Annotated in this window: 21 protein-coding genes; 5 read left to right on the top strand and 16 right to left on the bottom strand. The window is 57.0% G+C overall.

Features of this window, described 5'->3' with window-relative positions; translation table 11 throughout:
• Positions 1 to 77 precede the first annotated feature (77 nt).
• Positions 78 to 1142 (bottom strand): GerMN domain-containing protein, encoded by a 1065-nt coding sequence (locus tag VN24_RS17410; protein WP_045671436.1) that lies wholly within the window; start codon positions 1140 to 1142, stop codon positions 78 to 80.
• Between the two features lie 130 nt (positions 1143 to 1272).
• On the opposite strand from VN24_RS17410, the gene VN24_RS17405 reads away from it, so the two are divergent.
• Positions 1273 to 1824 carry a phosphatidylglycerophosphatase A family protein gene (locus VN24_RS17405; RefSeq protein ID WP_045671435.1) on the top strand — a complete coding sequence of 184 codons (552 nt, stop codon included), beginning with the start codon at positions 1273 to 1275 and terminating at the stop codon, positions 1822 to 1824.
• Positions 1825 to 1887: 63 nt separating this feature from the next.
• Here VN24_RS17405 and VN24_RS17400 read toward each other — a convergent pair whose 3' ends face one another.
• From VN24_RS17400 to fni, 3 genes are all read right to left on the bottom strand, one after another.
• Complete coding sequence (locus VN24_RS17400) at positions 1888 to 2907, bottom strand: MBL fold metallo-hydrolase (RefSeq protein ID WP_238590719.1); 1020 nt, start codon at positions 2905 to 2907, stop codon at positions 1888 to 1890.
• The gene (locus VN24_RS17395; RefSeq protein ID WP_045671434.1) at positions 2904 to 3659 is read right to left on the bottom strand and encodes a class I SAM-dependent methyltransferase; all 756 of its coding nucleotides are present in this window, start codon (positions 3657 to 3659) and stop codon (positions 2904 to 2906) included. Before VN24_RS17395 ends, VN24_RS17400 begins: the two co-directional genes overlap by 4 nt.
• A gap of 136 nt (positions 3660 to 3795) precedes the next feature.
• Complete coding sequence (fni, locus tag VN24_RS17390) at positions 3796 to 4899, bottom strand: type 2 isopentenyl-diphosphate Delta-isomerase (RefSeq protein ID WP_082084237.1); 1104 nt, start codon at positions 4897 to 4899, stop codon at positions 3796 to 3798.
• Between the two features lie 196 nt (positions 4900 to 5095).
• On the opposite strand from fni, the gene nagB reads away from it, so the two are divergent.
• Entirely contained in the window at positions 5096 to 5821 is a 726-nt protein-coding gene (gene nagB, locus VN24_RS17385) for a glucosamine-6-phosphate deaminase (RefSeq protein ID WP_045671433.1), read from the top strand.
• A 1-nt stretch (position 5822) separates the two neighbouring features.
• Entirely contained in the window at positions 5823 to 7034 is a 1212-nt protein-coding gene (nagA, locus tag VN24_RS17380; protein WP_045671432.1) for an N-acetylglucosamine-6-phosphate deacetylase, read from the top strand.
• A 153-nt stretch (positions 7035 to 7187) separates the two neighbouring features.
• Here nagA and VN24_RS17375 read toward each other — a convergent pair whose 3' ends face one another.
• The 6 genes from VN24_RS17375 to citZ form a co-directional block, all read right to left on the bottom strand.
• The gene (locus VN24_RS17375; protein ID WP_045671431.1) at positions 7188 to 7976 is read right to left on the bottom strand and encodes a DeoR/GlpR family DNA-binding transcription regulator; all 789 of its coding nucleotides are present in this window, start codon (positions 7974 to 7976) and stop codon (positions 7188 to 7190) included.
• A 45-nt stretch (positions 7977 to 8021) separates the two neighbouring features.
• Positions 8022 to 8447, bottom strand: coding sequence for a hypothetical protein (locus tag VN24_RS17370; RefSeq protein WP_045671430.1), 426 nt, complete (start codon positions 8445 to 8447; stop codon positions 8022 to 8024).
• 639 nt (positions 8448 to 9086) lie between these two features.
• A complete protein-coding gene (recQ, locus tag VN24_RS17365; RefSeq protein ID WP_045671429.1) occupies positions 9087 to 11291 on the bottom strand; it encodes a DNA helicase RecQ in 2205 nt (734 codons plus the stop codon).
• Between the two features lie 235 nt (positions 11292 to 11526).
• Positions 11527 to 12471 (bottom strand): malate dehydrogenase, encoded by a 945-nt coding sequence (gene mdh / locus VN24_RS17360; RefSeq protein WP_045671428.1) that lies wholly within the window; start codon positions 12469 to 12471, stop codon positions 11527 to 11529.
• A gap of 81 nt (positions 12472 to 12552) precedes the next feature.
• The gene (icd, locus tag VN24_RS17355) at positions 12553 to 13848 is read right to left on the bottom strand and encodes an NADP-dependent isocitrate dehydrogenase (RefSeq protein WP_045671427.1); all 1296 of its coding nucleotides are present in this window, start codon (positions 13846 to 13848) and stop codon (positions 12553 to 12555) included.
• A 132-nt stretch (positions 13849 to 13980) separates the two neighbouring features.
• Complete coding sequence (gene citZ / locus VN24_RS17350) at positions 13981 to 15093, bottom strand: citrate synthase (RefSeq protein ID WP_045671426.1); 1113 nt, start codon at positions 15091 to 15093, stop codon at positions 13981 to 13983.
• A 379-nt stretch (positions 15094 to 15472) separates the two neighbouring features.
• Between citZ and VN24_RS17345 the strand changes: the two genes are divergently transcribed.
• Positions 15473 to 17002 carry a Ppx/GppA family phosphatase gene (locus tag VN24_RS17345; protein WP_045671425.1) on the top strand — a complete coding sequence of 510 codons (1530 nt, stop codon included), beginning with the start codon at positions 15473 to 15475 and terminating at the stop codon, positions 17000 to 17002.
• On the opposite strand, the gene ppk1 is transcribed toward VN24_RS17345, so the two are convergent.
• Positions 16993 to 19056 (bottom strand): polyphosphate kinase 1, encoded by a 2064-nt coding sequence (gene ppk1, locus VN24_RS17340; RefSeq protein ID WP_045671424.1) that lies wholly within the window; start codon positions 19054 to 19056, stop codon positions 16993 to 16995. The two genes, VN24_RS17345 and ppk1, sit on opposite strands and share 10 nt — an antisense overlap.
• A gap of 222 nt (positions 19057 to 19278) precedes the next feature.
• Between ppk1 and ytvI the strand changes: the two genes are divergently transcribed.
• Positions 19279 to 20394 carry a sporulation integral membrane protein YtvI gene (gene ytvI / locus VN24_RS17335; protein WP_045671423.1) on the top strand — a complete coding sequence of 372 codons (1116 nt, stop codon included), beginning with the start codon at positions 19279 to 19281 and terminating at the stop codon, positions 20392 to 20394.
• A 21-nt stretch (positions 20395 to 20415) separates the two neighbouring features.
• On the opposite strand, the gene VN24_RS17330 is transcribed toward ytvI, so the two are convergent.
• The 5 genes from VN24_RS17330 to accD all read right to left on the bottom strand — a co-directional run bounded on the left by VN24_RS17330 (position 20416) and on the right by accD (position 25424).
• On the bottom strand, positions 20416 to 20847 hold the full coding sequence (locus tag VN24_RS17330; RefSeq protein ID WP_045671422.1) for an FxsA family protein: 432 nt from the start codon (positions 20845 to 20847) through the stop codon (positions 20416 to 20418).
• Positions 20844 to 21341: an acyl-CoA thioesterase gene (locus tag VN24_RS17325; RefSeq protein WP_045671421.1), complete on the bottom strand. Its 498-nt coding sequence runs from the start codon at positions 21339 to 21341 to the stop codon at positions 20844 to 20846. The genes VN24_RS17330 and VN24_RS17325 overlap by 4 nt, the downstream gene beginning before the upstream one ends.
• 131 nt (positions 21342 to 21472) lie before the next feature.
• On the bottom strand, positions 21473 to 23227 hold the full coding sequence (pyk, locus tag VN24_RS17320; RefSeq protein ID WP_045671420.1) for a pyruvate kinase: 1755 nt from the start codon (positions 23225 to 23227) through the stop codon (positions 21473 to 21475).
• A 132-nt stretch (positions 23228 to 23359) separates the two neighbouring features.
• A complete protein-coding gene (locus VN24_RS17315; protein ID WP_082083837.1) occupies positions 23360 to 24544 on the bottom strand; it encodes an acetyl-CoA carboxylase carboxyltransferase subunit alpha in 1185 nt (394 codons plus the stop codon).
• On the bottom strand, positions 24534 to 25424 hold the full coding sequence (gene accD / locus VN24_RS17310; RefSeq protein ID WP_045671419.1) for an acetyl-CoA carboxylase, carboxyltransferase subunit beta: 891 nt from the start codon (positions 25422 to 25424) through the stop codon (positions 24534 to 24536). The genes VN24_RS17315 and accD overlap by 11 nt, the downstream gene beginning before the upstream one ends.
• Between the last annotated feature and the right edge of the window lie 13 nt (positions 25425 to 25437).

Below are 25437 nucleotides of genomic sequence, written 5' to 3'. Positions count from 1 at the left end.
CGGTGAAATCTTTTCTTATATTTTAAAAAAAGCAGCCCGTCCGGGGACAGGCTGCTCTTCCTCTTCTGTTCGTGCCGTTACGATTTGAATGCGTTCAGATGCTCGGGACGGCTGACAGGGGCGCTGTACGACGCGTTATTGTCGTCCTTGTAGTCGGAGGAGCCGTTAAGCTTGATTTGCACCTTGGACGCGCCGCTCGTTTCCGTAAGGGAAAGCACGACCGCCTGCAGCATCTCCGACGGCACTTTCTCCCCTTTTTTATATTGCGCATCTTGCAAGTCCACCGTTACGGTATCGCCGCTGGCGGAAATGTCCTTCACGCCGACGTCGGGAAGCATGACACCCGTCAGGGCGCTCGAATCGAGCGGACCGGCAATCAGCTGCGTCATCGCCGTCTTCAGCATGCTGTCGCCGGAGCGCGGAACGAGGCGCGTTACCGGAACGTAATAGGAGTCGCCCGCTTCCGTTTGAGCGGAAAAGTAAAGGGTGACCGGAGTCGAACGGGATGCCGTCCCTTGCTGCTGTTCCAGGTTGATGCCGACCGCCCTTGTAAGCGGCTGATCGAGCGGGAAGCCGTCCACCGGCATTTCGCTCAGCTTTTCGCCCTCGCACCATAACTCCACCTTCTGGATGCCGCTTATCCCCGTCAGCGTCCAGGTCACCGCTTCGACGATGCTCCTCTCATCCTGCGGATTGTAATCCGTAAACGACTTGGAAAACTCGACGACGGCCAGCTTGTTTTTGTCCACATGCAGCGACTTGACCGTCGTTCCCTTCGGCAGCACCGCCGTAAATCCTTGCGGGAGCCCGGAGGCGTGCGGTCCATCGTCGACCATAAGCTCAAGCGCTCTTTGCCCCGGACTGATGCCGGTACCTTCCGCGGTTTGCAGCGACACCGGCGCCAAATAGCCGTTGCCGTCCTTCAAATAGACCGTCATCGAACTTTGAGCGCCTTGCCCGTCCGCGGACGCGGCGGCCGCTCCGGCATTTGTCGTCTGCGTGCCGCTCTGCGCTTCCGCCGGGGGCGGATCAATGTTCTGGCTCGTCTCCTTTGAGAAAAAGCCGCAGCCTGCAGTCGCGAGCGGCAGCGTCAAAGCCCCTGCCAGAGCCGCTTTGCGGATCCAATGATACCGAATCGTCATTCGTTTCCTCCCCTTCGTCTAAGCCGTGGCGGCTTGGTGGTACTGGCCCTTTTGTAGTACTATGTATACGGGCTCACATTTCTTTTAGACCCGATCCGTCCACAAAAAAAAACAAGCAGGAGGTACCGCCATGTCCGATCCGGGCGCATACGCATTAGACAGCCGCAAAGTAGCCGAGGCAACGGATAAATGGCTGGCCCAGCGCGGCGTCACACGAACGCAGATCGCAGAACTCGTTTTATTTCTCCAGAAAGATTATTTTCCGGATATGACGATGGAGGAATGCGAAGAAAGCGTCGCGGCCGTCATGAACAAGCGCGAGGTGCAAAATGCCATCCTGACCGGCATTCAATTGGACATGCTTGCCGAGGAGGGCAAGCTGCTGCCGCCGCTGCAGGACATGATCGCCAACGACGAAGGCTTGTACGGCTGTGACGAAATATTGGCGTTGTCCATCGTAAATGTTTACGGCAGCATCGGTTTCACCAACTTCGGCTACGTAGATAAAGTTAAGCCGGGCGTTCTCGTTAAGTTGAACGATCGGACCGACGGCGAAATTCATACGTTTCTCGATGATATTGTCGGCGCGATCGCCGCTTCCGCGGCGAGCCGGTTCGCACACCGGAAGCAGGAGCAGCGCGAGGAACTGGCGCGGCTTGGGAACAAAAAAAACGAAGGATAGGCGCGAGCCTTCCTTCGTTTTTTTGTTCAAAGCATCGCGCATGTAAGCGAGGGCCGGGAAGCGTCAGCAGCCGTTTGTTCGTCTTCCCTTCGCACGGCGAAACGTTATCCGACCGCCTACCGCCGCTTCCTCCGCCCTGCCCGTGCGCACCAGATGCACGAGATGGGCTAGCGTCTCCGCCATAGCGAACCGCAGGTTGTGAATATTGCCGTGCAAGCGGGCGCCGAAGCTCGCTTCGCAGACGCCGAACGCATCCGTTTCGGTTTCCAGCAGCAGCTCCATCTCGTTAAGACGCCGCACATGGTGGGCATGCAGCTCTGCCGCTCTGGCCGCAAAACCTGCGAAAGGGTCGCGGTGTCCGGGGAAAGCAATCTCCACATGAAAGCGCGAGAGCTGCTCCATACTGTCCATAAAGGATGCGAGCGGATCCGGGTCTTCGCCGGGATGGAGACTGATGTTTGGCGTAATGCGCGGCAGCACCTGGTCGCCGCAGATCATCCAGCGTCTGTCCGGCTCATACAGGCACAGCCCGCCGCTGGCATGGCCGGGAGCCGCGATGAGCTGCCACAGCCCGCCGCCCATCTCAAGCTTGTCCCCGGGCTCAATATAAACGGGATTCGGCCCCGGACTCACTTGGGCGACGAAATTTTGCTGATGCGGTCCCATTTGCTCAGCCAGTTCGTCCGGCAAACCGTGCCGCCGGAACAGCTCCGTCAGCGCCGATGCGGAAACGCGCTCGCCTTCCCATAGCCGCTGCGCGAACCGGTGAGCCTCGCGCGTCAGCAGCACGGGCGCGCCGGTTCGTTCCTGGAACCAGCCTGCAAGCCCGTAATGATCGGGATGGGAATGGGTAAGCACAATGCGCCGGATATCCGATAGACCGATTCCGTGGCGAAATAGCGCCCTCTCCCACGCGCGCAGCGCCTCTTCGGTATGCAGACCCGGGTCGATCAGCGTATAAGCAGCATGATCCGGCTCCGGAATAAGGTAGCTGTTCACCCATTTAAGCGCAAAAGGAAGCGGCACCTTTACCCGGATCCACCCGTTAAACAGCCGCTCGGATTCGCTATCCTTGCCCATCATCGGTCCGCTATTCCGATCATAATCATGCGGGCGGATTCCGCTGCGCTGTAAGCGGAGCCGTCATAGCCGCCGTATACGTGCCGCAGCGTCAAGCCGGCATCCGCAAGCCGCCGTTCGAACCAGGAGAGCGGATATAACCGCACCCGTTCCGCATACCGCCGCTCCCCGTCTTCCTTCGCGACCGTAATATCTTTTTTCACCCAACCGTCTTCAATGCGCCGGCTCTCGGTAATCTTCCAGCCGGTCTCATCGTCTGTCCGCTCCGACAGAGGCACAAGATGGCGCTCAACATAGGAGGGGTTTAAGTAATCGATCAAAAAAACGCCGCCTTCGCTCAATACGCGCCGCAGCTCGCGGATCACCCTGACGTTGTCTTCTTCAGCCTCGAAATATCCGAATGAAGTGAACAGATTGACCGTCGCCTGGAACTGACCGTCCGCAAACGGCAGCTTCCGCATATCTCCCTGCACCCACTGCACCCGGTCATCCCTGTCATGTGCGCGCGCCTCCTGCAGCAGCGTTTCCGACAAATCGATGCCCGTTACACCGTAACCGAGTCCGGCCAGCGCGAGCGAATGGCGTCCCATGCCGCAGCCGACATCGAGCACCCGCGCTCCTTCGCTTAAGCCCAGCCATCCGGCCATCGTCTCCACTTCCTTAGCCGCCTGCTTCCAGTTCCGGTGCTTGTACACGACCATATAGTCCGCCCCGAAGCTTTGCTCGTACCAAGGCGTTGCTTTTGTTTCCGTCATTTATGTTTCCCCCTCATCCCACAGTGCGGTGTTTCCAGTGCCGCGTTAAGCCGAAGCTCCTCGTTCATAGGAGCTTCGATCCAACAAGAGATCACCTTAAGCTCCAACAAAAAAGAACACCGCGGCGGCTCGTATCCTATTGCTTACGCACCAAACGGTCCGTATTCCTTAGCTCGCCCAGATCGGCTGCGCCGATCCCGAACATGGCCGCCCGCAGTTCAAACTCGATTCGCCGGAACTGCTCGATCAGCGCCTCGGATGCGGCGGATCCATGAACGGCGCGCGGCAGCAGCGCCCTGCCGAAGCCGGCAAGATCGGCGCCAAGCGCGATCGCTTTCGCCGCGTCGACGCCGCTCTGCAGACCGCCGCTGGCGATGAGAGGCACCCCGGGCAAGCATTGTCTCACTTCGCGCACGCACTGCGCCGTCGGAACGCCCCAATCGGCAAAAGCGTCTGCGGCCTGCCGCCTGACAGCGTCGCCGCCGCGCTTTTTCTCAACTTGGCTCCACGACGTTCCGCCGGCTCCGGCGACGTCGATAAAGGCGGCTCCCGCTCCGGCGAGAAGCTCCGCCGTTTCCGCCGTAATGCCCCAGCCGACTTCCTTGACGCCGACCGGAACGGGCATGCTGCGGCAAAGCTGCGCGATCCGCTTCAGCAGCCCGCTGAAATCCGTGTCGCCTTCCGGCTGAAACACTTCCTGCATGCTGTTCAGATGAAGCACGAGCGCATCGGCCTCCGCAAGCTCCACCAGACGCAAGCATTCATCGGCTCCGAAGCCGTAATTCAGCTGAACCGCCCCCAGATTGGCGATGACCGGCACGCTAGGCGCATCTTTGCGGATACGGAATGTCGACGCCAGCGCCGGATTTTCCGCCGCGGCGCGCATCGAACCAAGCCCGATCGCCCAGCCGCACGTCTGGGCCGCCTCCGCAAGGCTGCGGTTGATGGTCTCCGCTTCGTTCGTGCCGCCGGTCATCGAGCTGACCAGAAACGGCGCGCGCAGCGGCCGTCCGAGAAATTCCGCTTGCAGCGAAATCTGTTCAAAATTGAGCTCCGGCAACGCATTATGCCGAAACCGGTATTCGCCAAACCCCGTTTCGATCCCGGATCCCTGCACCTCTTCTTCAAGACAGATGCGGATATGTTCGCCTTTTCGCGCCGAGGTTAACGCGCCGGAGTCGCCTCCGTTTGATGTTGAAGCCACCTGCTTACCTCCCGTACTCTGCATCGTTTTGTCCATCATATCGCAGCCGCGTGACAGGGGCAACTCAAATCAATGCGATATGATTTTTACAATCATTTTATTGTTTGTTTTAATCATTTTAATTGTCATTTCTTTAATATTGGCATAAAATGAAGTCAGGAACGAAGGAAGCGCACGCGGCCGCGGGTTGGCCGGTTCGCTGCATTTCCAAACTTGAGGAGGTTTTACGCTCATGGAGATTCATATTTTTGATGACAATGCGCAGCTGGACACTTTTGCGGCGCAATATTTTATCGATACGGTTACCCGGAAGCCGGACGCCGTGCTTGGACTTGCAACCGGCTCGACGCCGATCGGCATTTACGGTAAGCTCATTAAACTCTCGAAAGAACAAAACGTCTCTTTCCGGGATGTCACCACGTTCAACCTGGACGAATACGTCGGATTGACGAAAGACGATGAACAAAGCTACGCTTATTATATGAATCATCATTTGTTCTCCCATATCGACATCCCGCAGCAGATGACCCATTTGCCGAATGGACGGAGTGCTGATCTGGAAGCGGATTGCAAAGCGTACGACCGGATGCTGGAAGAACAGCGGATCGACGTTCAGCTGCTGGGACTGGGCCATAACGGACATATCGGCTTTAACGAACCGGCACCCGAGCTGAGCGGAGGAACGCATGTGGTGAATTTGGAGGAAGCGACGCGGGAAGCGAATGCGCGGTTTTTCTCCTCCCTGGATGAAGTGCCAAAGCAGGCGGTCACGATGGGCGTCGGTTCCATCTTGAAGGCAAGAGCCATTATGCTCGTCGTGCGCGGAGCGGACAAGGCCGCTATCGTCAAACGGGCGCTGACCGGTCCGATTACGACCGAGTGCCCCGCCTCCCTGCTGCAGACTCATCCCCGCGTGATCGTACTTCTGGACCGCGAAGCGGGAAGGATGATGAATTAACATGAACGAAACAAACGGACGGTGGCGGATCGACAACGTCAACATCGTAACCGGAGAAACGCTGCTTACAGGCAGCGTGCTTGTGGAAGACGGAATCATCGTTTCGATTACGGAAACGGGGGCCGGCCGCAGCGGCGAAGAAGCTTTTCGCACCGGGAACGGCGACAACGGCGAAGAGCTGAAAGTCATTGACGGCGAAGGCGGCTGGCTGCTGCCGGGCTTCATCGACATGCATGTGCACGGCGGTTTCGGGGCTGACTTTATGGACGCAAGCCGCGATGCTTACGATACGATTACCAAATTTCACGCTTCAAAAGGAACGACGACGATGCTGGCGACGTCCATGACCGCCCCCAAGGAAGCGATCGAGGCCGTGCTCGCTGCCGCAGACAGCTACACAAGCGGCAGCATGCCGTATGCCAGACTTGGCGGCGTCCATTTGGAAGGCCCGTTTATTAGCAAAAAATGGATCGGCGCCCAAAATCCCGCTTTTGTCGTTCCTCCGAATGTGGAGTGGGTGAAGAGGTGGAACGAGGACCATCCCGGCCTCATCAAGCAGCTGACGCTCGCGCCCGAGACCGAGGGCGCTGCGGAACTGATCGGCTGGCTCGCCGAACAGGGCATAGTCGCCGCCTGCGGCCACACGGATGCGACCTATGAACAAATTATCGCAGCTGCAGATGCCGGGCTAAGAAGCGCCGTTCATACGTATAACGCCATGACCGGCCTGCACCACCGCAATCCCGGCACGTTAGGCGCAGTTATGAGCGACGGCCGGATCAGCGCCGAGCTCATTGCCGACGGCCATCACGTCCACCCCGCCGCGATGCGGATCCTTGCCGCCGCCAAACCGGCGGACAAGCTCGTGCTCATAACGGATGCGATGTCTTCCGCAGGAATGGGCGACGGTCAATATGAGCTCGGCGGCCAAGCCGTCACCGTGAAGGACGGCGTCTGCCGGCTCACCGAGGGCGGCAGCCTTGCCGGCAGCTCGCTCACGATGATCGATGCGTTAACAATATTCAAGCAGGCGACCGGCTGGACCGTTCCCGCCATCAGCCGTCTGCTCAGCGGCAACCCGGCCAAGCTGCTCGGCATCGATAACCGGACAGGCACAATTGCAACGGGCAAGTGGGCCGATCTCGTTTGGACGGACGCCTCGTTTGAAATCCGGACGACATGGGTGGAAGGACGTCCCGTGTTCACCGCCTGAACCGCTTTTCGCCGACTTATACCAATCCGAATATCTCAGAAGGGTAACCCCAAACCGGACAATCCCGAAACAAGCGCAAAAGAACCTTCAAATCCCACTGTAAAAGCGGGAACTGAAGGTTCTTTTTCATTCTCAATATGATATATAACGGCGTTATCGCTCCCCGCCCGCTACATAAACGGTAATTCCGTGACGTTCCGCTTCCTCCCGCAAACTTTCCTGCAGCGGCCGGTCGGTGATGAGGCCGTGCAGCTCCGGCAAGGCGGCAATGCTGAACAGCGACGTCTTTCCCACCTTGCTTTCGTCGAATACGGCAAACGTCGCTTCCGAGCGCGCGATGAGCGCTTTGGCAATCTGCGCCTCCTGCTCCGAGTAGGTCGTAATGCCGCCGGATGCCGAGATGCCGTCCACGCCGATGAACATTTTGCCGATATTCAGGTGAGCGACCATTTCCGCTCCAAGCGGCCCGCACAGCTCGAAGCTGTTATGGCGCATCATGCCTCCGGTCACCACGACATGAATATCGCTGCCAGCGAGCTCCATCGCGATATTAACGGCGTTGGTGACGACCGTGATGCCTTTGCGCATCTTGAGCGACTTGGCGATCAAATAGTTGGTTGTCCCCCCCGACAGCCCGATGACGTCGCCTTCCTCGACAAGCCGGGCCGCTTCCTGCGCGATATGTTCTTTTTCCAGGAGCGAAATGCCCTGCCGTTCCGCGAACGAGCTGTCGCGCACCGTTCCCATTCCGTCATACATGGCGCCGCCGATCGTGCGCACCAGCGGCCCCGTCCGCTCCAGCAGCTCAAGATCGCGTCTTGCCGTCGCTTCCGAACAGCCGAACCGGTCCACAATTTCGGCGATTGTGATCCGTCCCTGCTGCTTCAGCACATTCATAATGCCGTCGCGGCGGCGCGCGCCTTTATTCGGTTGCTCCGTCATAATACTATCAACGCTCCACCCATTGCTTATTGGACAACAGCAAAGTTATCTCATCATCGGAGATGTCATCAAGTACAATAGGACGATATAAATAACGAGAATCAAAATGCTGAACATACGTACTCTGGCAATCGATGCGCTTGCGCTTTGTCCCGACCGGAGCGAGGATATGATCCGCTTCAGCGGCTTACCCGAGATGCCCGAAAGTGCCGCAATAGCAAGAAACAGCACGAGGACGATGACAATCCATGCCACGCTGTATTCTTCTTGCGAGATGAGATAGCCTCCCGTGAGCAGCTGCACGATCAGAAAATATTGCGCGATGCGGTTGCCGAGCAGCAGTCCTTCCGCAAGCCCTTCCTGTCCGCCTCCCGCAAGTTTGGACGCCCGCGCCGTCAAAAACGGCAGCACCACATAAAATCCCATGCCGACCGCTCCCAGCACGTGCAAAAACAACATCATTTTGTACATCGTCATCCTCCTTCAGTTTTTGCGAAGCAAATACGCTTCGTAAGCATATGCCCAGGTTTTTCCAAGAAAATACACTTCGTAAGCATATGCTTAGTTTTTGCGAAGCGAAAACCTTCGTATGATTAAGCCTGGTTTTTGCGAAGCAAAAACCTTCGAATGCTAGGCTCCGGCAATTTGTTACTAGTAGATCGTTCCGAAAATACCGTTACCTTCCGATGATCTAACGGAACTGAGTGCTCTTATTTTGCATTTATGAGCCCATTTGGATAGCTAACGGAACTCAGAGCTCTTATTCTATTTAAAATAGTATATTTGCAGACCGAAAAACAGAAATAAGGTCCGATACTTCCGTTAGATTTTCTAATCGAACAAAATGAGCTGAATAACGTCCACTGCTTCCGTTAGCATCCAAGAACAACCCATAATGGTAACGTTATTCAGGGTCGTTCTACTAGTATACTAGATAATCTTGTAAATACAAAGCGAATAACGCCGTTTTTCCCCTGTTTCCGGCATTATGCGCCGCTATGCTCCCGTTTCCGCCTACATCGGCTGTGTGGACACCACGTTAACCTGTTTCGCTATATGGCTGTTTGGAAGTCGCTGTACACCGTTTTCAGCATATCGGCTGTGTGGATGTCACTTTAACCCGTATTTGCATATGACGCCATGGATCGCAAAATAACTTACGTCTTCCGGGAGCTCGTCCTTGATCGGCCGCAGCTTGTCCGCCCCCAGCCGCCGGACGGCCTCGAGGATGGGCTGCTCCTGCTCTTCGGGAATGATCCGGCTCCAATCGAGCGGATGGCCTTCCCCCGCGCTGCGGATTAAATGGCCCTCGACCGTCACTTTGCTCAGTCCGCGCTCGGCCGCGATATCTTCAGCGGTCCGGCCTTCGCAAAAAAGGGCGTAAGAGATAAGAAAGCTCTCCTGCTTGTCGCCGGGTTCGCCGCCGCTAATGACGGCATCCGGCCTTATGCGGCGCGATGCCTCTGCTTTTACCGCCGCTGCTCCCGCGCCGCTTACCAAGCGCTCCGCTTCCGCGCCTACGCCGCGCCCGGCCCCACTGCTATGCTCCGCGATGATGCGCAGCAGATCGGGACCGTATTTATCCGCTTTGGCGGCGCCGATTCCTTTGACCCGCAGCAGCGCGTCCTGGGTCAGCGGCTTCGCATCGGTCAGCTCGCGCAGCGTCGCGTCGAAGAACAGCATGAACGGCGGCACGCCTTCTGCGGCCGCCGTCTCCTTCCGCCACTGCCGCAGCGCTTCGAACAGCGGCGTATCGTGGACAGCGGCCGCTCCCGCGCTGCGGCGGACGCTCGTCCGCTGGCGCCGGACGACGCTCGTCTTTCCTTCCAGCACCGGCAGCGCAGCGGCGGTGAGCGAAACGGTCGGGTAGGCTCCTTCGCTCATCTTTAAATAACCTTCCGCCACAAGCCAATACAGCCAGTCGGCAATTTCTTTCTCCGGCCAATTGCGCAGCAGTCCGTATGTGGAGAGGCGGTCAAGGCCGAACTGGATCACCCGTTTGTCGCGGGAGCCTTTCAGCACTTTGGCTACCGTCGTAACGCCGAATTTCCCTTTCATCCGGCCGACGCAGCTAAGCGCCTTTTGCGCTTCCGCCGTCCGGTCGACGCGTTCGCTCTTATCGAGGCAGTTGCTGCATTTGCCGCACGGCTCGACCCCTTTTTCTCCGAAATAATCGACGATGAACTGCTGCAGGCATCTCTCCGTCCTCCCGAAATTCATCATCGCGTACAGTTTGGACAGCTGCACGGCCTTCCGGTCATCATCGCCCGTCCCCTGCTCGATCAAATAACGCTGCACCTGCAAGTCCTGCGGCTCGAACAGCAGTATGCATTCGCTCTCTTCCCCGTCGCGGCCCGCGCGCCCCGCTTCCTGGTAATACGATTCGAGGTCGCCCGGAACTTGCCAGTGCAGCACAAAGCGCACGTTCGGCTTGTCGATGCCCATCCCGAACGCATTGGTGGCCACCATGACCCGGTAGTCGTCAAAGCGGAACTTCTCCTGCGCTTCGGCCCGTTCCGCGTCGCCGAGCCCGCCGTGATATTTGCCTGCCGGAATGCCCCGGCGCAGCAGCTCGGCGTGAACCGCCTCGGTTTCTTTGCGGGTCGCGGCATAGATGATGCCGGACTGGTCGGCGCGCTCGGTCAGAAACCGGCTCAGAAACGCTTTTTTGTCCGTGCCGCTCACGACCGACAGCGACAGATTCGGACGGGCGAAGCCCGTAACATAAATCCGCGGCCGGCGGAGGGCAAGCATGTCCGCAATGTCGCGGGACACTTCAGGGGTGGCCGTCGCGGTAAACGCCGCCACCAGCGGGCGATCCTCCATCCGGCCGATCCAGCCGGCAAGCTGGCGGTAGCTTGGGCGGAAATCGTGACCCCACTGCGACACGCAGTGCGCCTCGTCGATGGCGATGAGCGGAATGCGCATCCGCTCGGACAATGTGCCGAACATCGGCGCATCGAGCCTCTCGGGCGCCACGTACAGCAGCTTGTACTCCCCGTCCATCGCACCCCGGAGAACCTCCCGGTATTCCGCCGCGCCAAGCGAGCTGTTCAAATAAGCGGCCGGAACGCCTAGCCGCAGCAGCGAATCGACTTGGTCCTTCATCAGCGAAATAAGCGGCGAAATGACAAGCGTCGTTCCCGTCAGCGTCAGCGCAGGTATTTGATAGCAGACCGATTTGCCGCCGCCGGTCGGCAAAATCGCAAGCGTGTCGCTCCCGTCCAGGATGCCGCCGATAATGTCTTCCTGCCCCGGACGGAACGTGTCGTAACCGTATACGCGCTTCAGCAGCTCCCGCGCCTTCTCCAGCATTCTCTTTGTTGGTCCCCTTTCTCGCCGCCGGGCAGTCTCCGCGTGGGAGCCGCCGGCAGCTTCCGTTCAAAACGCACAACGTTATTGTCTCATGATCGGCTGCAGGTGTCCACTTGGCGTCCCGGACGAGAAACATTATCCTTTTTTACCGGCCCCCCGAACATGCGAAAGGGGTCGTCCCTGTGCCATCCGTGATGACGCGGGGGACAACCCCTTATTGAAGTACGTTTGCCGCTTAGACGCCCGCAACGACCTTGATGACGCTGCGGACCGAATCGGCCGATTTGTCGAGCGCCGCTTTTTCTGCGGCGGTGAGCTCCAGCTCGAACACTTTCTCGATGCCGTCGCCGCCCAGAATGGCCGGAACGCCAAGGAACAGATTGTCATAGCCGTATTCGCCTTCCAGCAGCGCGATTACCGGAATAATCCGTTTCTTGTCTTTCAGAATCGCTTCCGTCATTTGCACAAGCGAAGCCGCCGGCGCATAGTAAGCGCTGCCGTTGCCGAGCAGGTTGACGATTTCGCCGCCGCCGACGCGCGTGCGCTGCACGATCGCCTCGATGCGGTCTGCCGGAATGAGCTTCTCGATCGGAATGCCGCCGACATTGGAATAACGGACGAGCGGAACCATGTCGTCGCCGTGTCCGCCAAGCACGAAACCGCGCACGTCCTCAACGGATACGTTAAGCTCCTGCGCAATGAACGTGCAGTAGCGGGCCGTATCGAGCACGCCGGATTGGCCGATGACGCGGTTTTTCGGAAAACCGAGCGCTTGGAACGCGGCGTACGTCATGGCGTCGACCGGGTTGCTGAGAATAATGACGTAAGCGTTTGGGCTCGTCGCTTTAATATTTTCGCAGACCGATTTCACGATGCCGGCATTCGTGCTTACGAGGTCGTCGCGGCTCATGCCCGGTTTGCGCGCAATGCCCGCCGTAATGATGACGACATCGGAATCCTTCGTATCGTCGTAATTGGAGGTTCCGGTAATGTTGGCGTCAAACCCTTGAACCGGCGAAGCTTCCAGCATGTCCAGCGCTTTGCCCTTCGTCGGATTTTCAAGCTGCGGAATATCGACGAGCACAACATCGCCAAGCTCTTTTTGCGCAAGCATAAGCGCCGTCGTAGCACCCGTGAAGCCGGCTCCGACGACGGTAATTTTTTTGCGTTTGATTGCCATTGTTCGAACTACCTCCCAAATATTTAAATGGGGCGGAACCGGCCGCCGCAATAAAGCGAGCGCCGGTTCCGTCTCGGGTTGCTACATGTTGGCAATGACGTGATCCGCAAATTCCGAGCATTTCACTTCGGTAGCGCCTTCCATCAAACGTGCAAAGTCGTACGTAACCGTCTTGTTGTTGATCGACGTTTCCAGGCCTTTGTAGATCAGATCAGCCGCTTCCTGCCAGCCCAGATGCTCGAGCAGCATAACGCCGGACAAAATAACCGAACCCGGGTTGACGACGTCTTTATCGGCATATTTCGGAGCGGTGCCGTGCGTCGCTTCAAAGATAGCATGTCCGGTAAGGTAGTTGATGTTGGCACCCGGAGCGATGCCGATGCCGCCGACTTGCGCAGCCAGCGCGTCGGAGAGGTAGTCGCCGTTCAGGTTAAGCGTCGCGATGACGTCGAAGTCGGTCGGACGGGTCAATACTTGCTGCAGCGCGATATCCGCGATTGCGTCTTTGATAATAATTTTGCCCGCTGCCTCGGCTTCCTTCTGCGCGTTGTTCGCAGCTTCCGTTCCTTCGGCTTCCTTAATGCGGTCGTATTGTCCCCAGGTGAATACTTTGTCGCCGAATTCCTGCTCGGCCACTTCGTAGCCCCAGTTTTTGAACGCGCCCTCGGTGAACTTCATGATGTTGCCTTTATGCACAAGCGTAACCGATTTGCGGCCGTGCTGGATCGCGTAGTTGATCGCGGCGCGCACAAGACGCTTCGATCCTTCCGAGGAAACCGGCTTGACGCCGATGCCGGACGTTTCCGGGAAGCGGATTTTTTTGACGCCCATTTCGTTTTGCAGAAACGCAAGCACCTTTTTCACTTCTTCGGAGCCTTCCTGATATTCGATGCCGGCGTAAATATCTTCCGTATTTTCGCGGAAAATAACCATGTCGACCAGCTCCGGATGCTTCACCGGCGAAGGCACGCCGTCAAAGTAACGGACCGGACGCAGGCAGACGTACAGGTCGAGCTCCTGGCGGAGCGCCACGTTCAAGGAACGGATGCCGCCGCCGATCGGCGTCGTCAAAGGCCCTTTAATCGCGACGATATATTCACGAATCGCCGTCAGCGTATCCGCAGGCAGCCATTCGCCGTATTCGTTGAACGCTTTCTCGCCGGCAAACACTTCGTACCAGGCGATTTTCTTCTCGCCCTTGTAAGCTTTCTCGACAGCCGCGTCGAGAACGCGTTTGGAGGCGCGCCAAATGTCGCGGCCCGTTCCGTCACCTTCGATAAACGGAATGATCGGGTTGGCCGGCACCTGCAGCTTGCCATCTTGAATCGTAATTTGCTCCCCTTCGGTCGGAAGCGCGAATTTTTCGAGTTGCGGCATTTGTTCTAGTCCTCCTTGAATTCGGTTAGAATTTTGATGAAATGATTGAGCCCATCTTATTATATACTGACGAATGTCCCAAGCGCACGCACAAAGACGCGCACATCGGCAGACGCGCGCGTCCAGCATTCGTTAGCGCTGGTCGATCGGAACGTACTTGGCGGAAGCCGGGCCGGTGTATTCCGCACGCGGGCGGATGAGACGGTTGTTCTCGTACTGTTCCAAAATATGCGCCGTCCATCCCGATACGCGGCTGATGGCAAAGATCGGCGTGAACAGATCGCGCGGAATTTTCAGCGTCGTATAGACGGATGCCGAATAAAAATCGACGTTCGGCTTCAGCCCTTTTTGCCCGGTTACGAGACTTTCGATCTTGACGGACATATTGTACAGATCCATATTGCCGATGCGCTCGCCGAGCTCGCGGGACATCTTCTGCAGATGCTTGGCGCGCGGATCGCCGTCTTTGTAAACGCGGTGGCCGAAGCCCATAATTTTCTCTTTGTTCGTCAGCTTCCCGTTAATGTAAGCTTCCACGTTGGCAGGCGATCCGATCTCCTCCAGCATGACCATAACGGCTTCGTTGGCTCCGCCGTGCAGCGGTCCCTTGAGCGCTCCGATAGCGGCGACAACGCCGGAATATATATCGGAAAGGGTAGCGACCGTAACGCGGGCGGCGAACGTGGAAGCGTTCAGCTCATGGTCGGCATGCAGCACAAGGGCTTGGTCAAGCGCTTTCACAGCAACGGAGTCCGGGGCCTCTCCCGTTAACATGTACAGGAAATTGCTTGCGACGGAACCTCCCGCTTGCGGCGCCACCGGTTCCTTGCCTTCGCGGATCCGGGCAAATGCGGCGATGACGGCGGGCAGCTGGGCTTGCAGCCTGATCGCTTTGCGCTGATTCGCTTCGGGCGACATATCCCCCGCTTCCTCGTCATACAGGGCAAGGCTGGATATCGCCGTACGAAGGGCCGCCATTGAATTTGTATGTTTGGGATAAAGTTTGATCGCTTCAATTACTTCTGCGGGAATGGCAGCGAATTCATCCAACTGTTTGCGAAGACCGTCCAATTCGGTCTTTGTCGGCAGCTTGCCATACCAGAGCAAGTAGGCAACTTCCTCAAATAAAGCGTTCTCAGCCAAGTCATCAATATTAATGCCTCGGTAAGTCAAAATACCGTCGATAATCGAACTTATGGACGAAGTCGTGGCGACGATGCCCTCAAGACCTTTGATTGCTGTCATGGACTATCTCTCCTTTGGCTTCAACTGGCGTTATCGATGCGCAGCCCCTTAGGTTGGATAGAAGGCGCGCACAATCCGAACTATTGCCCCTTAATCGGATACCTTTACTCAATCGACCATTTTAATCATAGTTTATTTCAGTTCAGAAAGAAACTGCAACGGACATAAAAATGCTTTATCGGCTTCATAAATTTTTGTTTTTTCATAAATGAGGCTGCCGCTGCGCTCTTTTAATTTTGCAGGATAGCATGGATGGGCTCATCTGCTCGAAATTCATCCGATAATAACAGCATGCTTCAGTAGGATTAAGACGATCAAAGTGGTAAAATATCGAAAAAGAGTCCACGCTCGCAGGCAGACTTAATGTCAGGAGGAACCTATGACAGAACAACGCATCGGCATAATCGATATCGGGTCAAACTCTATCCGTCTCGTCGTTTACGAACAGACCGAGAGCGGGGCGCACCGCGTCATTGACGGCAGCAAGCATCCTGCGCGGCTGAGCGATCAGATCGACGAGCGGGGCCGCATCGGCGACAAAACCGTAACCGAGCTTATTAATATTTTAAACCATTTCCGGCTGCTCTGCGTCAATCATAAAGTAGGCCGCATCCGTACGGTCGCCACGGCGGCCGTACGGAACGCCGCCAACGGCAAGGAAGTCATCGCCAAGCTTAACGCCGAGACAGGACTAGGCATCGAGATTCTGTCCGGCGAACGGGAAGCGAAGTTCGGGTTCCTCGGCATGATTAACTCAATGGATGTAAGCGACGGTTTTCTAATCGATATTGGAGGCGGAAGCACCGAAGTGTCGCTGTTCCGGGACCGGACCCTTGTGAAAAGCGTCTCCTTTCCGTTCGGCTGCGTCAGCCTGACGAAACGGTTCGCGCCCAAAGGGATGCTTGACGAAATAGCGCTGAAAGAGCTTGAAGATCTGGTGGAGATTGCGGCAGCCCGCGAGCCTTGGCTGCGCTCGGCCCCCGGGCTGCCGATGGTCGGGGTTGGCGGAACGATACGCGCCGCCGGCAAAATTCATCAGGCGGTGCGCAAATATCCGTTTCCGCAGACGCACAATTACGCGATGGAGGAGGCCGGTATAGACCGGCTGTTCGATACGCTGCGCAAGCTGCCGATGGAAAAGCGCCGCAAATTTCCCGGTCTGTCCAAAGACCGGGTCGATCTGATCGTTCCCGGAATCGCCATACTGAGAGTGCTGTTCCGGTTCACCGGGGCATCCGGTTACCTCGTATGCGGAGCGGGGCTTCGAGACGGTCTTTTTTTCCAGGCGTCTTTTCCGCAGCGGCCGCGTCTTGACAATATTATCGGTTACAGCGTGAACAATCTGTATGCGCTGTATCCCGAAGCGCCTCTCCCGCACGTCAACCAGGTCAACCGGCTGGCGCTGCAGCTGCTGGACGAGCTCGGCGGGAAGTGGCAGGCTCCCGAACGGGCGCGCACGATGCTGGACGCCTCCTCGATCCTGTACCGAATCGGCGCCTCCATCGATTATAATCAATATGCGCAGCATACGTTCTACCTGATTACCCATTCGTATTTGAACGGGATGACCCACCGTGAAATTATGATGACGGCGGCCATCGCCTCCTTTAAAACCCGCAGCCGCACGCGCCGCCAGCTGGAGCCGTACGAGGACCTGCTGAGCGAGGAAGACATGGAAACGGTCTACCGCCTCGGCTCGCTGCTGCTGCTTGCAGCCGCGCTGGACCGCGGGCAAACGCAGAGCATCAGCCGCATCGTCTCCTTCGTCAAGGAAGGCGCGCTCGTGCTGAAGCCGCTGCGCAGCGCCGGCCCGCTTGTGCTTGAGAAAGCGGAAGTCGAGAGCATCGCCAAAGAATTCCGCAAATGCTGGGGACTTCAGCCGGAGCTGCTCGATCCGAGCTACCCCTGAATTTTCCAGGAATGAATCCGTTCGGCCTGGAATTGACTTCGCACCGGATCGGCACCGCCGACCGTCGGCTCATATAAGCCGCTGGACTTCAGTTCGCGCGACTTGACGTTGTCCTGCAGACTGAGCTGCAGCACATTAATCAGGCTTGAGCGCAGCCTCTGATCGAACACGGGGCACATCAGCTCGATGCGCCGGGTCAGGTTGCGCGTCATCCAGTCCGCACTCGAAATATATACCTGCTCATCCCCGCCGTTGCGTACATACAGCAGCCGTGAATGTTCCAGAAACCGGTCTACGATACTGAAGACGCGGATGTTCTCGCTTAAATCCGGCACGCCGGGCCTCAGGCAGCAGACTCCGCGTACAATCAGTTCGATCGTAACGCCGGCCTTCGACGCTTCATACAGCTTGTCGATCATCTCCTGATTGGACAGGGAATTCATTTTGGCAATAATATGGGCCGGCCTGCCGGCAAGCGCATGCTCTTTCTCGCGGTCGATGAGATCCAGCAGTATCTCCTTCAGACCGGCCGGCGCAACGCCGAACGCCTGCCATTCATAGGGCGCGGAGTACCCCGTCACCTCGTTAAACAGCGCCGAAGCGTCCCCCCCGATGACGGGATGGGCGGTAAACAAACCGATATCGGTGTACAGTTTGGCCGTAATATCGTTATAATTGCCGGTCGCCACATGGACGTAGCGGCGGAGCGTATTTCCCTCCCGGCGGACGACGAGCAAAATTTTGGCGTGCGTCTTCAAACCGACAAGCCCGTAAACGACATGGCAGCCCGCCTTCTCCAGCTGTCTTGCCCAGGCGATGTTCCGCTCCTCGTCGAACCGGGCCTTCAGCTCGACGACAACCGTCACCTGCTTGCCATTTCCTGCCGCCTCGGCGAGCGACTGGACGAGCGCCGATTGTCCGCTGACGCGGTACATTGTCATTTTGATTGCGAGCACATCGGGATCGGCTGCGGCCTGCTGCACAAAATCGGTGACCGCTTCAAACGATTCGTACGGATGATACAGCAAGACGTCCCGCTGGCGGATCACCTCGAACATATCGTCCGTCTCTTCCAGCTCCGCGGGATAGACCGGCTCAAGCCGCGGGTAACGGAGATCGTCAAAGCCGGGCAGCGCGGAGGCGAATTTCATTAAAAAGCTGAGATCGAGCGGGCCGTCGATTTCGATGACATGATCGTCAATTTCCAGCTCCTCCTTGAGCCGCTCCAGCGCGTAAGGATGAAACGAAGCGCCGGTCTCCAGCCGCACCGGAATGCCCCACCGCCTCCGTCTCAGCTCTTTTTCGATCTCCTCCAGCAAATCTTCCGCCCCTTCTTCATTCAGCGTCAAATCCGCGTTGCGCGTCAGCCTAAACGGATGGACGGCAAATGGGGTATAACCGTTAAAGAGCGTATCGATATAAGTTTGGATCAAATCTTCCAGCAAAATAAAGGTCGCCTTCTTGCTGTTGGCTCTTCCCGGAAGCCGGACATACCTAGGAAGAATGGAAGGAACCTGCACGATCGCGAAATAAGGCTCATCCGCCTCGGTTTCGCCTTCGCCGCGCAGCAGCACGGCCAAGTAAAGCTCTTTCGTATGTACAAGCGGAAACGGACGGCTCTGATCGACCGCCATCGGCGTAAGCACGGGAAACACGATTTCGCGAAAATAAGTGTCCATCGCGGCAGACTGGCTGGCGTTCAGCTCGGCGACCGTCGTCAGCACGATGCCTTTGCGGGACAGTTCCCGCATCACTTCGCGGTAGGTGCGGTACTGTTCCCCGACCATCTGCCCGGTCCGTTTAAGCAGTCGTTTCCACAGGCCGGCCGGCGAGTAGCCGGTAAAGTCGATCTTCGTAAATCCGGCTTTCAACTGGTCTTGAATGCCTGCCACGCGCACGCTCATAAACTCATCAAGGTTGGACGAGACGATCGCCAAAAATTTGGCCCTTTCCAGCAGCGGCACGGAATGGTCCTTTGCTTCCGCCATGACTCTGCGGTTGAATTCAAGCCAGCTCAAATCCCGATTTACATAACGAGACAATTGCTTCATCATTGTTTATTGTGCCTCCCCCTAATGTTGTCCCTATTATATAAGATGATAATTCGGAATTTGTTAAAGATTTGTAAACGTGATGTAAACGCGGCCGTCCTTTCTTTACTGCAGTGTTAAGCCGGACGTTTACTTCGCGGAACTGGTAATAAATAGTCACTGCATGATAAAATCATCTTTAGGCGGTTTATTGAACTGATACAGCTTTAAGAAGGGGGACCATCATTGGACCGTATTATTGTGCATCGGGTGATGCGGGGCTTATTCGTGCTCATCTGCATTGTCCTTCTTTACATGGCGGTCAAATATTTGACGCCGCTTCTCTATCCGTTTCTGATCGGCTGGCTGCTCGCCTACGCGATGAACCCCCTGGTCAATGTGCTGCAGCGCCAGGTCAAATTACCGCGATGGCTGGCCGTTACGATTACGCTGCTGCTGTTCGTGACCGCGCTGCTTACGATCGTAACTGCGGCCGTAACCCGCATCGTCATGGAAATTATCAATCTGACCAGCTCGCTGAACGGAACGATCGAATGGTGGAAAAATGAATTCCAAAAAATCGCCGATTCTCCGGAATTTCAAGATTTCATCAACCGGATCAACTCTTTTTACCAGCAAAATCCGGATTATCAGGATACGATCAAAAACCAAATTTCGGACACGGCCGGTCTACTGGCCGGCGCGAGCAGCGATCTGCTCACCTTCTTCCTGAACGCGATCAAAAACACGCTCACCTCGCTGCCGAACGTTGCAACGATACTGATTGTCGTGGCGCTGGCAGGCTTTTTTATCAGCAAGGACTGGTACAAACATTTTACACGCATTTCCGGCTGGTTTTCCCCGGGCATCCGCAGAACCACATCCGTTATTTGGGGAGATCTGCGCAAAGCGCTGTTCGGTTATGTGCGCGCCCAGCTCATTATGATCTCCATTACGGCGGCCGTCGTCATTACGGGCCTCTTAATTTTACGGGTGAACTATGCCATCACGATCGGGCTGCTGATCGGACTCGTCGATTTGCTTCCGTACTTGGGCGTCGGAGCCGTGTTTATACCGTGGATCGCTTATACGTTTCTGTACGGCGACTGGACGCTCGGCGTCGGGATGTCGGTCCTCTACATCATCATACTCGTCGCAAGGCAAATGATTGAACCGAAAGTGCTGTCAAGCAGCGTCGGGCTCGACCCGCTTCCAACGTTGATCGGCATGTTCGTCGGACTGAAGCTGTTCGGGGTAATCGGGCTTATTATCGGCCCCGTCACCCTTGTCATTTTAACGGCGTTTCACCGGGCGAACGTATTCCGGGATCTGTACCGGTATGTGATGAAGGGCAGCCGCTGACGCTAGGGGCGCGCGAGAGAACTAGTGACGCCCCTGCCACTTTCCGATAATAAAAGGGCCGCTCCCGCCACCACGCATCACCTTTTCCAACCACCGGAGCAGCAATTGCCGGTAAAAGAGGCGGGTCGGCGGAAGCAGCAGTGTAAGTCCAACCAGATCCGAAATGAATCCCGGCAGCATGAGCAGCAGGCCGCCTCCCAAAATGCACAGACCGTCCAGTATCGCTCTGCCCGGAGGCTGGCCGGTCTGCATCTGCCGCTTTGCTTCCGTAAGCGCCTTGCGTCCTTCGGATCTCGCTGCGAGAGCCCCGGCGACAGCCGTGGCCAGCATCAGGCCGAATGTGGCCGCGCCCCCGATCCAATGGCTGACAATCATAATGCCGCCGATCTCCAAAACGGCCGCAACGATTACCGCAAGCACAATCGTTTGCAGCACCCTTCCCCTGCGTTTCATCCGGCTTCCTCCTCGCTACTAAGCGTTTTCAACACATCGTACAGCTCCGGTATCGTTCTTTGCAGCCGTACCGGCTTCCAATCCGAATTGATCCACACATGTTTCGTGCCGCCGCTGACAAGCAGCTCGCCCGGCAGCTCATCCTCCGAACGGACACTAGTAAAGCCCCCTTCGGGAAGCTGCAGCGGTCCGGAAATTTTTCTTGCCTGCGATTGAAACTGAATTTGCGACGGCGAAAACGCGGCAATCCGCGTGCACACGATCACTTCATCGTCGTACCTTGCGGGCGCCGCAAAGCGGCAGTTTAATTCCACCACCGGCAGCAGCAGCCCGTTCTTCTCAATGTCCGCATAAGGAAATCCGCAGCTGCGCACCAGTTCCGTCCGCCCGATCTCGAACCAGGTCGCATAGTTGGCATGAAAGACGACCCCCATCCGGTCTGTTTCCTCATAACGGACGCGCAGCGGATGCAGATGCCACTGTGCTTGCTTCATCTGAATACATCCCCCTTACTCATGTTGCAACTTCAATAAAATACCATTATACAGCAAAAGCGACGGTGAATTCACCATCGCTTCTGTGCGCTTCTATCACTTAGACAATAGCTTGTCCTGTTTGCAGTTCCTTACAGTACCTTGGATTGGCCGGTGTAAATGACGCCCGTCTCGCCGTATACCGTCACTTCCATGCCGTCGGTGAACAGCTCCGTCGCGTTGGCAATGCCGATAATCGACGGGATGCCCAGGTTAAGAGAGACGACGGCCGCGTGGCTCGTAATTCCGCCCTGCTCCGTAATGACGGCGGCCGCTTTTTCAAACGCCGGCATATATTCCTTGTCGGTGCTTACCGTAACGAGGATCGAGCCTTTCGCCGTCTTCGCAATCGCTTCTTCCGGCGTGCGGGCAACGACGACTTTGCCGGTTGCCATTTGGCTGCCGATGCCCTGGCCTTTGGCCACGAGCTCGCCGATGTGATGCACCTTGATCAGGTTGGTCGTTCCTGCGCGTCCTACCGGCACCCCGGCCGTAATGACAATCGTATCTCCAAGGCTCAGCAGGCCTGTGTCCATGCCTCCGTTAACGGCGATATCGAACATTTCGTCGGTCGTGTTTGCAAATTCGCCGTGGGCGGGAATAACGCCCCACGTGAGCGAAAGACGGCGCATCACGTATTCATTCGGCGTAACGGCAATAATCGGCGCAAGCGGACGGTATTTGGATACCATGCGCGCGGTAAAGCCGCTTTCGGTCGACGTAATGATCGCTTTCGCCTTCAGATCGAGCGCAGAGTTGGCAACCGCCTGGCTGATCGCTTCCGTAACCGAAGTCTGCTGCGCATCCGCCTGCTTCGTCAAAATTTCGCGGTAGTCAAGGGCAGACTCGGCGCGCTCAGCAATACGGGACATCGTCAGAACCGATTCCACCGGATATTTGCCGGCAGCCGTCTCGCCGGACAGCATGATCGCATCCGTTCCATCGAGAATGGCGTTTGCCACGTCGCTCGCTTCCGCGCGGGTCGGGCGCGGGTTGCGCTGCATGGAATCCAGCATTTGGGTCGCGGTAATAACCGGCTTGCCGGCGCGATTGCACTTGGCGATCATTTCTTTTTGCACGAGCGGCACTTCCTCGGCCGGTATTTCCACCCCGAGGTCGCCGCGCGCAACCATCAGGCCGTCGGACACTTCCAGAATCTCGTCCAGGTTGTCCACGCCCTGCTGGTTCTCGATTTTCGAAATGATTTGAATGTGGCTGGCGTTGTGGCGCTCCAGCAGCTCGCGGATTTCAAGCACGTCGCTTGCTTTGCGCACGAACGAAGCGGCGATGAAGTCGATGCCCTGCTCGATGCCGAATACGATATCGCCCGCATCCTTCTCCGTAATGCCCGGAAGCGAAATATGTACGCCCGGTACATTAACGCCTTTCTTGCTCTTGATCGGGCCGCTGTTCACGATGCGGCATTTGATTTCCGTACCTTGAACATCGACGACCGTCAGTCCGATCAGGCCGTCGTCAATCAGAATGGTGGAACCGACCGAAACGTCCTGCGTCAGATTGCTGTATGTTACCGGAATCCGGTTGCGGTCGCCGAGAATTTCTTCGGTTGTAAGAACGATGTAATCGTCCTGTACAAGCTCAATCGGCTCCTCTTTCAGTTTGCCGAGACGAATTTCCGGACCTTTCGTATCGAGCAAAATGGCTACGGTTTTGCCAAGCTCGGCGGCTGCCTGCTTGATGTTGGCGATACGCGCGCCATGCTCCTCAAAGTCGCCGTGCGAAAAGTTGAGACGGGCGACGTTCATGCCGGCCATAATCAGTTTCTTCGTGTTTTCCAGCGATTCGCTGGAAGGACCGATCGTACATACAATTTTCGTTTTACGCATTGTTCATTAGCCTCCGTTAATGTGCTCATCTTTTTCAGTGCGGCTGTTCGCCAATCTAACATCTATGTTAAGAAAAACGCTGCGAAAGCGGCATTGTCCGCCTGCGCGTTGTGCCGCTTTGCATCAGACGTCTTAAATCCGGGCCGATTGCGTCAATTCGTCTGCGGGGCCTTCCGGCTGCGAGGCGTTTGCTCCCCCCGCCCCCGGCGTACCGGCATCACTGCCGCCTGGCGCAGGTCCGGCCCCGTTTCCACGGAACGGCTCTTCGCCGCTTCCGGCGGCGGAATTAACCCCGCTCGCCTCCGGCTCCGCGTGGCCCGAAGAACCGGATACCGAATCGCCTTCTTCCGCACCGCCCTCAGCCGCAAATGTGAAACGCCCTACTTTGCGGAATTTATCGTAGCGGTCCTGGATAAGCTCCTCCGCCGTCATCTCGGACAGCTCCTGCAGATGGCGCCATACCGCTTCCTTAATCCACTCCGCCTGCTGCTGCAAATCGCGGTGAGCCCCGCCCTGCGGCTCCGGAATGACTTCCTCCACGATTTCGAAAGCGTACAAATCGGACGCGGTAATCTTCATCGCTTCGGCGGCCTGGTCGGCTTTGGAAGCGTCCTTCCAGAGGATGGACGCCGCTCCGTTAGGCGAAATGACAGAGTAAATGGCGTTCTCGAGCATGAGAACGCGATTGCCCACGCCAAGCGCGAGCGCTCCGCCGCTGCCGCCTTCGCCGATAACGACGCAGATGATCGGCACGCCAAACATAGCCATCTCCCGCAAATTGCGGGCGATCGCTTCGGATTGGCCGCGTTCTTCCGCCGTATTGCCGGGATACGCGCCCTTCGTATCGATAAACGTAATGATCGGACGCCCGAATTTGTCGGCCTGCTGCATGAGGCGCAGCGCTTTACGGAAGCCTTCGGGATGAGGGCTGCCGAAGAAGCGGGCGATATTATCCTTCGTATCCTTGCCGCGCTGGTGGCCGATGACCGTCACCGGCACACCGTTCAGCTTGGCCAGTCCGCCGACGACCGCCAGGTCGTCCGCAAACAGGCGGTCGCCGTGCAGCTCCAGGAAATCCGTAAAGACGGCGTGGATGAAATCGAGCGACGTGGGGCGCTGCTGATGCCGGGCAAGATGCATCTTCTGGGCCGGTGTAAGATCGCTGTAAAGCTCTTCCTCCAGCTGTTTGCAGCGGGCCTCAAGGCGCGCGATTTCATCCGAGAAGTCGATGCCCTTCTCTTCGCCGAATCGTTTCAGCTCTTCAACCTTGCGGCGAAGATCGACAAGCGGTTTCTCAAACGGTAGTTCACCCGCCATTGGACATTTCCCCCCTTGCGCTGTGCATATCGAGCAGCTTGGTCAGCGTGGACTTCATATCTTTGCGGTGCACGACTTTGTCCAGCTGCCCGTGCTGCATATTAAACTCGGCTGTCTGAAAATTGTCCGGCAGCTTCTGGCGGATCGTCTGTTCAATGACGATGCGGCCCGCAAATCCGATCAGCGCGCCGGGCTCGGCCAAATTGTAGTCGCCCAAAGATGCGAAACTGGCCGTCACCCCTCCTGTCGTCGGATCGGTCATGACGGATATATACAGTCCGCCTTCTCCCTGGAACTTGGCGAGGGCGGCGCTTGTCTTCGCCATCTGCATCAGGCTGAGAATGCTCTCCTGCATCCGGGCGCCTCCCGAAGTGGAGAAAATGATGACCGGCAGTTTCCGCTCCATCGCCTTCTCGATCGCCCGCGTAATTTTTTCGCCGACGACCGACCCCATGCTGCCCGTAAAAAAATCGCAGCTCATAACGGCCACGATGACGGGGAAGCCGCCGATCTCGCCTTCGCCGGTAACGACGGCGTCTTTCAGGCCGGAATTTTTTTTCTGCTGCTCCAGCTTGGCCGCATAACCGGGAAACCCGAGCGGATCTTCGGAAACCATGTTTGCATCGAATTCAAACAAACGTCCGTCATCAAGCGTCATTCCGATTCTTTCCCAAGCGCTCAGACGGAAATGATGCCCGCAAGACGGACAGACCTTCAAATTTTTCTCCAATTCCTTGCTGAACTGAATGGTGCCGCACTTCGGGCATTTATTCATCAGTCCTTCCGGAATATCGCGTTTGGGGCGGTCCTGCTGCTGCGCCCGTTCGCGTTCCGATGGAATGGTTGCGTATTTTCTTTTATGGAATAAGTCCTTAAACACGAGTGACACCTCT

The organism is Paenibacillus beijingensis (assembly GCF_000961095.1).
In the GTDB taxonomy this organism is placed as follows: domain Bacteria; phylum Bacillota; class Bacilli; order Paenibacillales; family Paenibacillaceae; genus Paenibacillus_O; species Paenibacillus_O beijingensis.
This window is presented reverse-complemented; position numbering and strand designations above follow the sequence as displayed.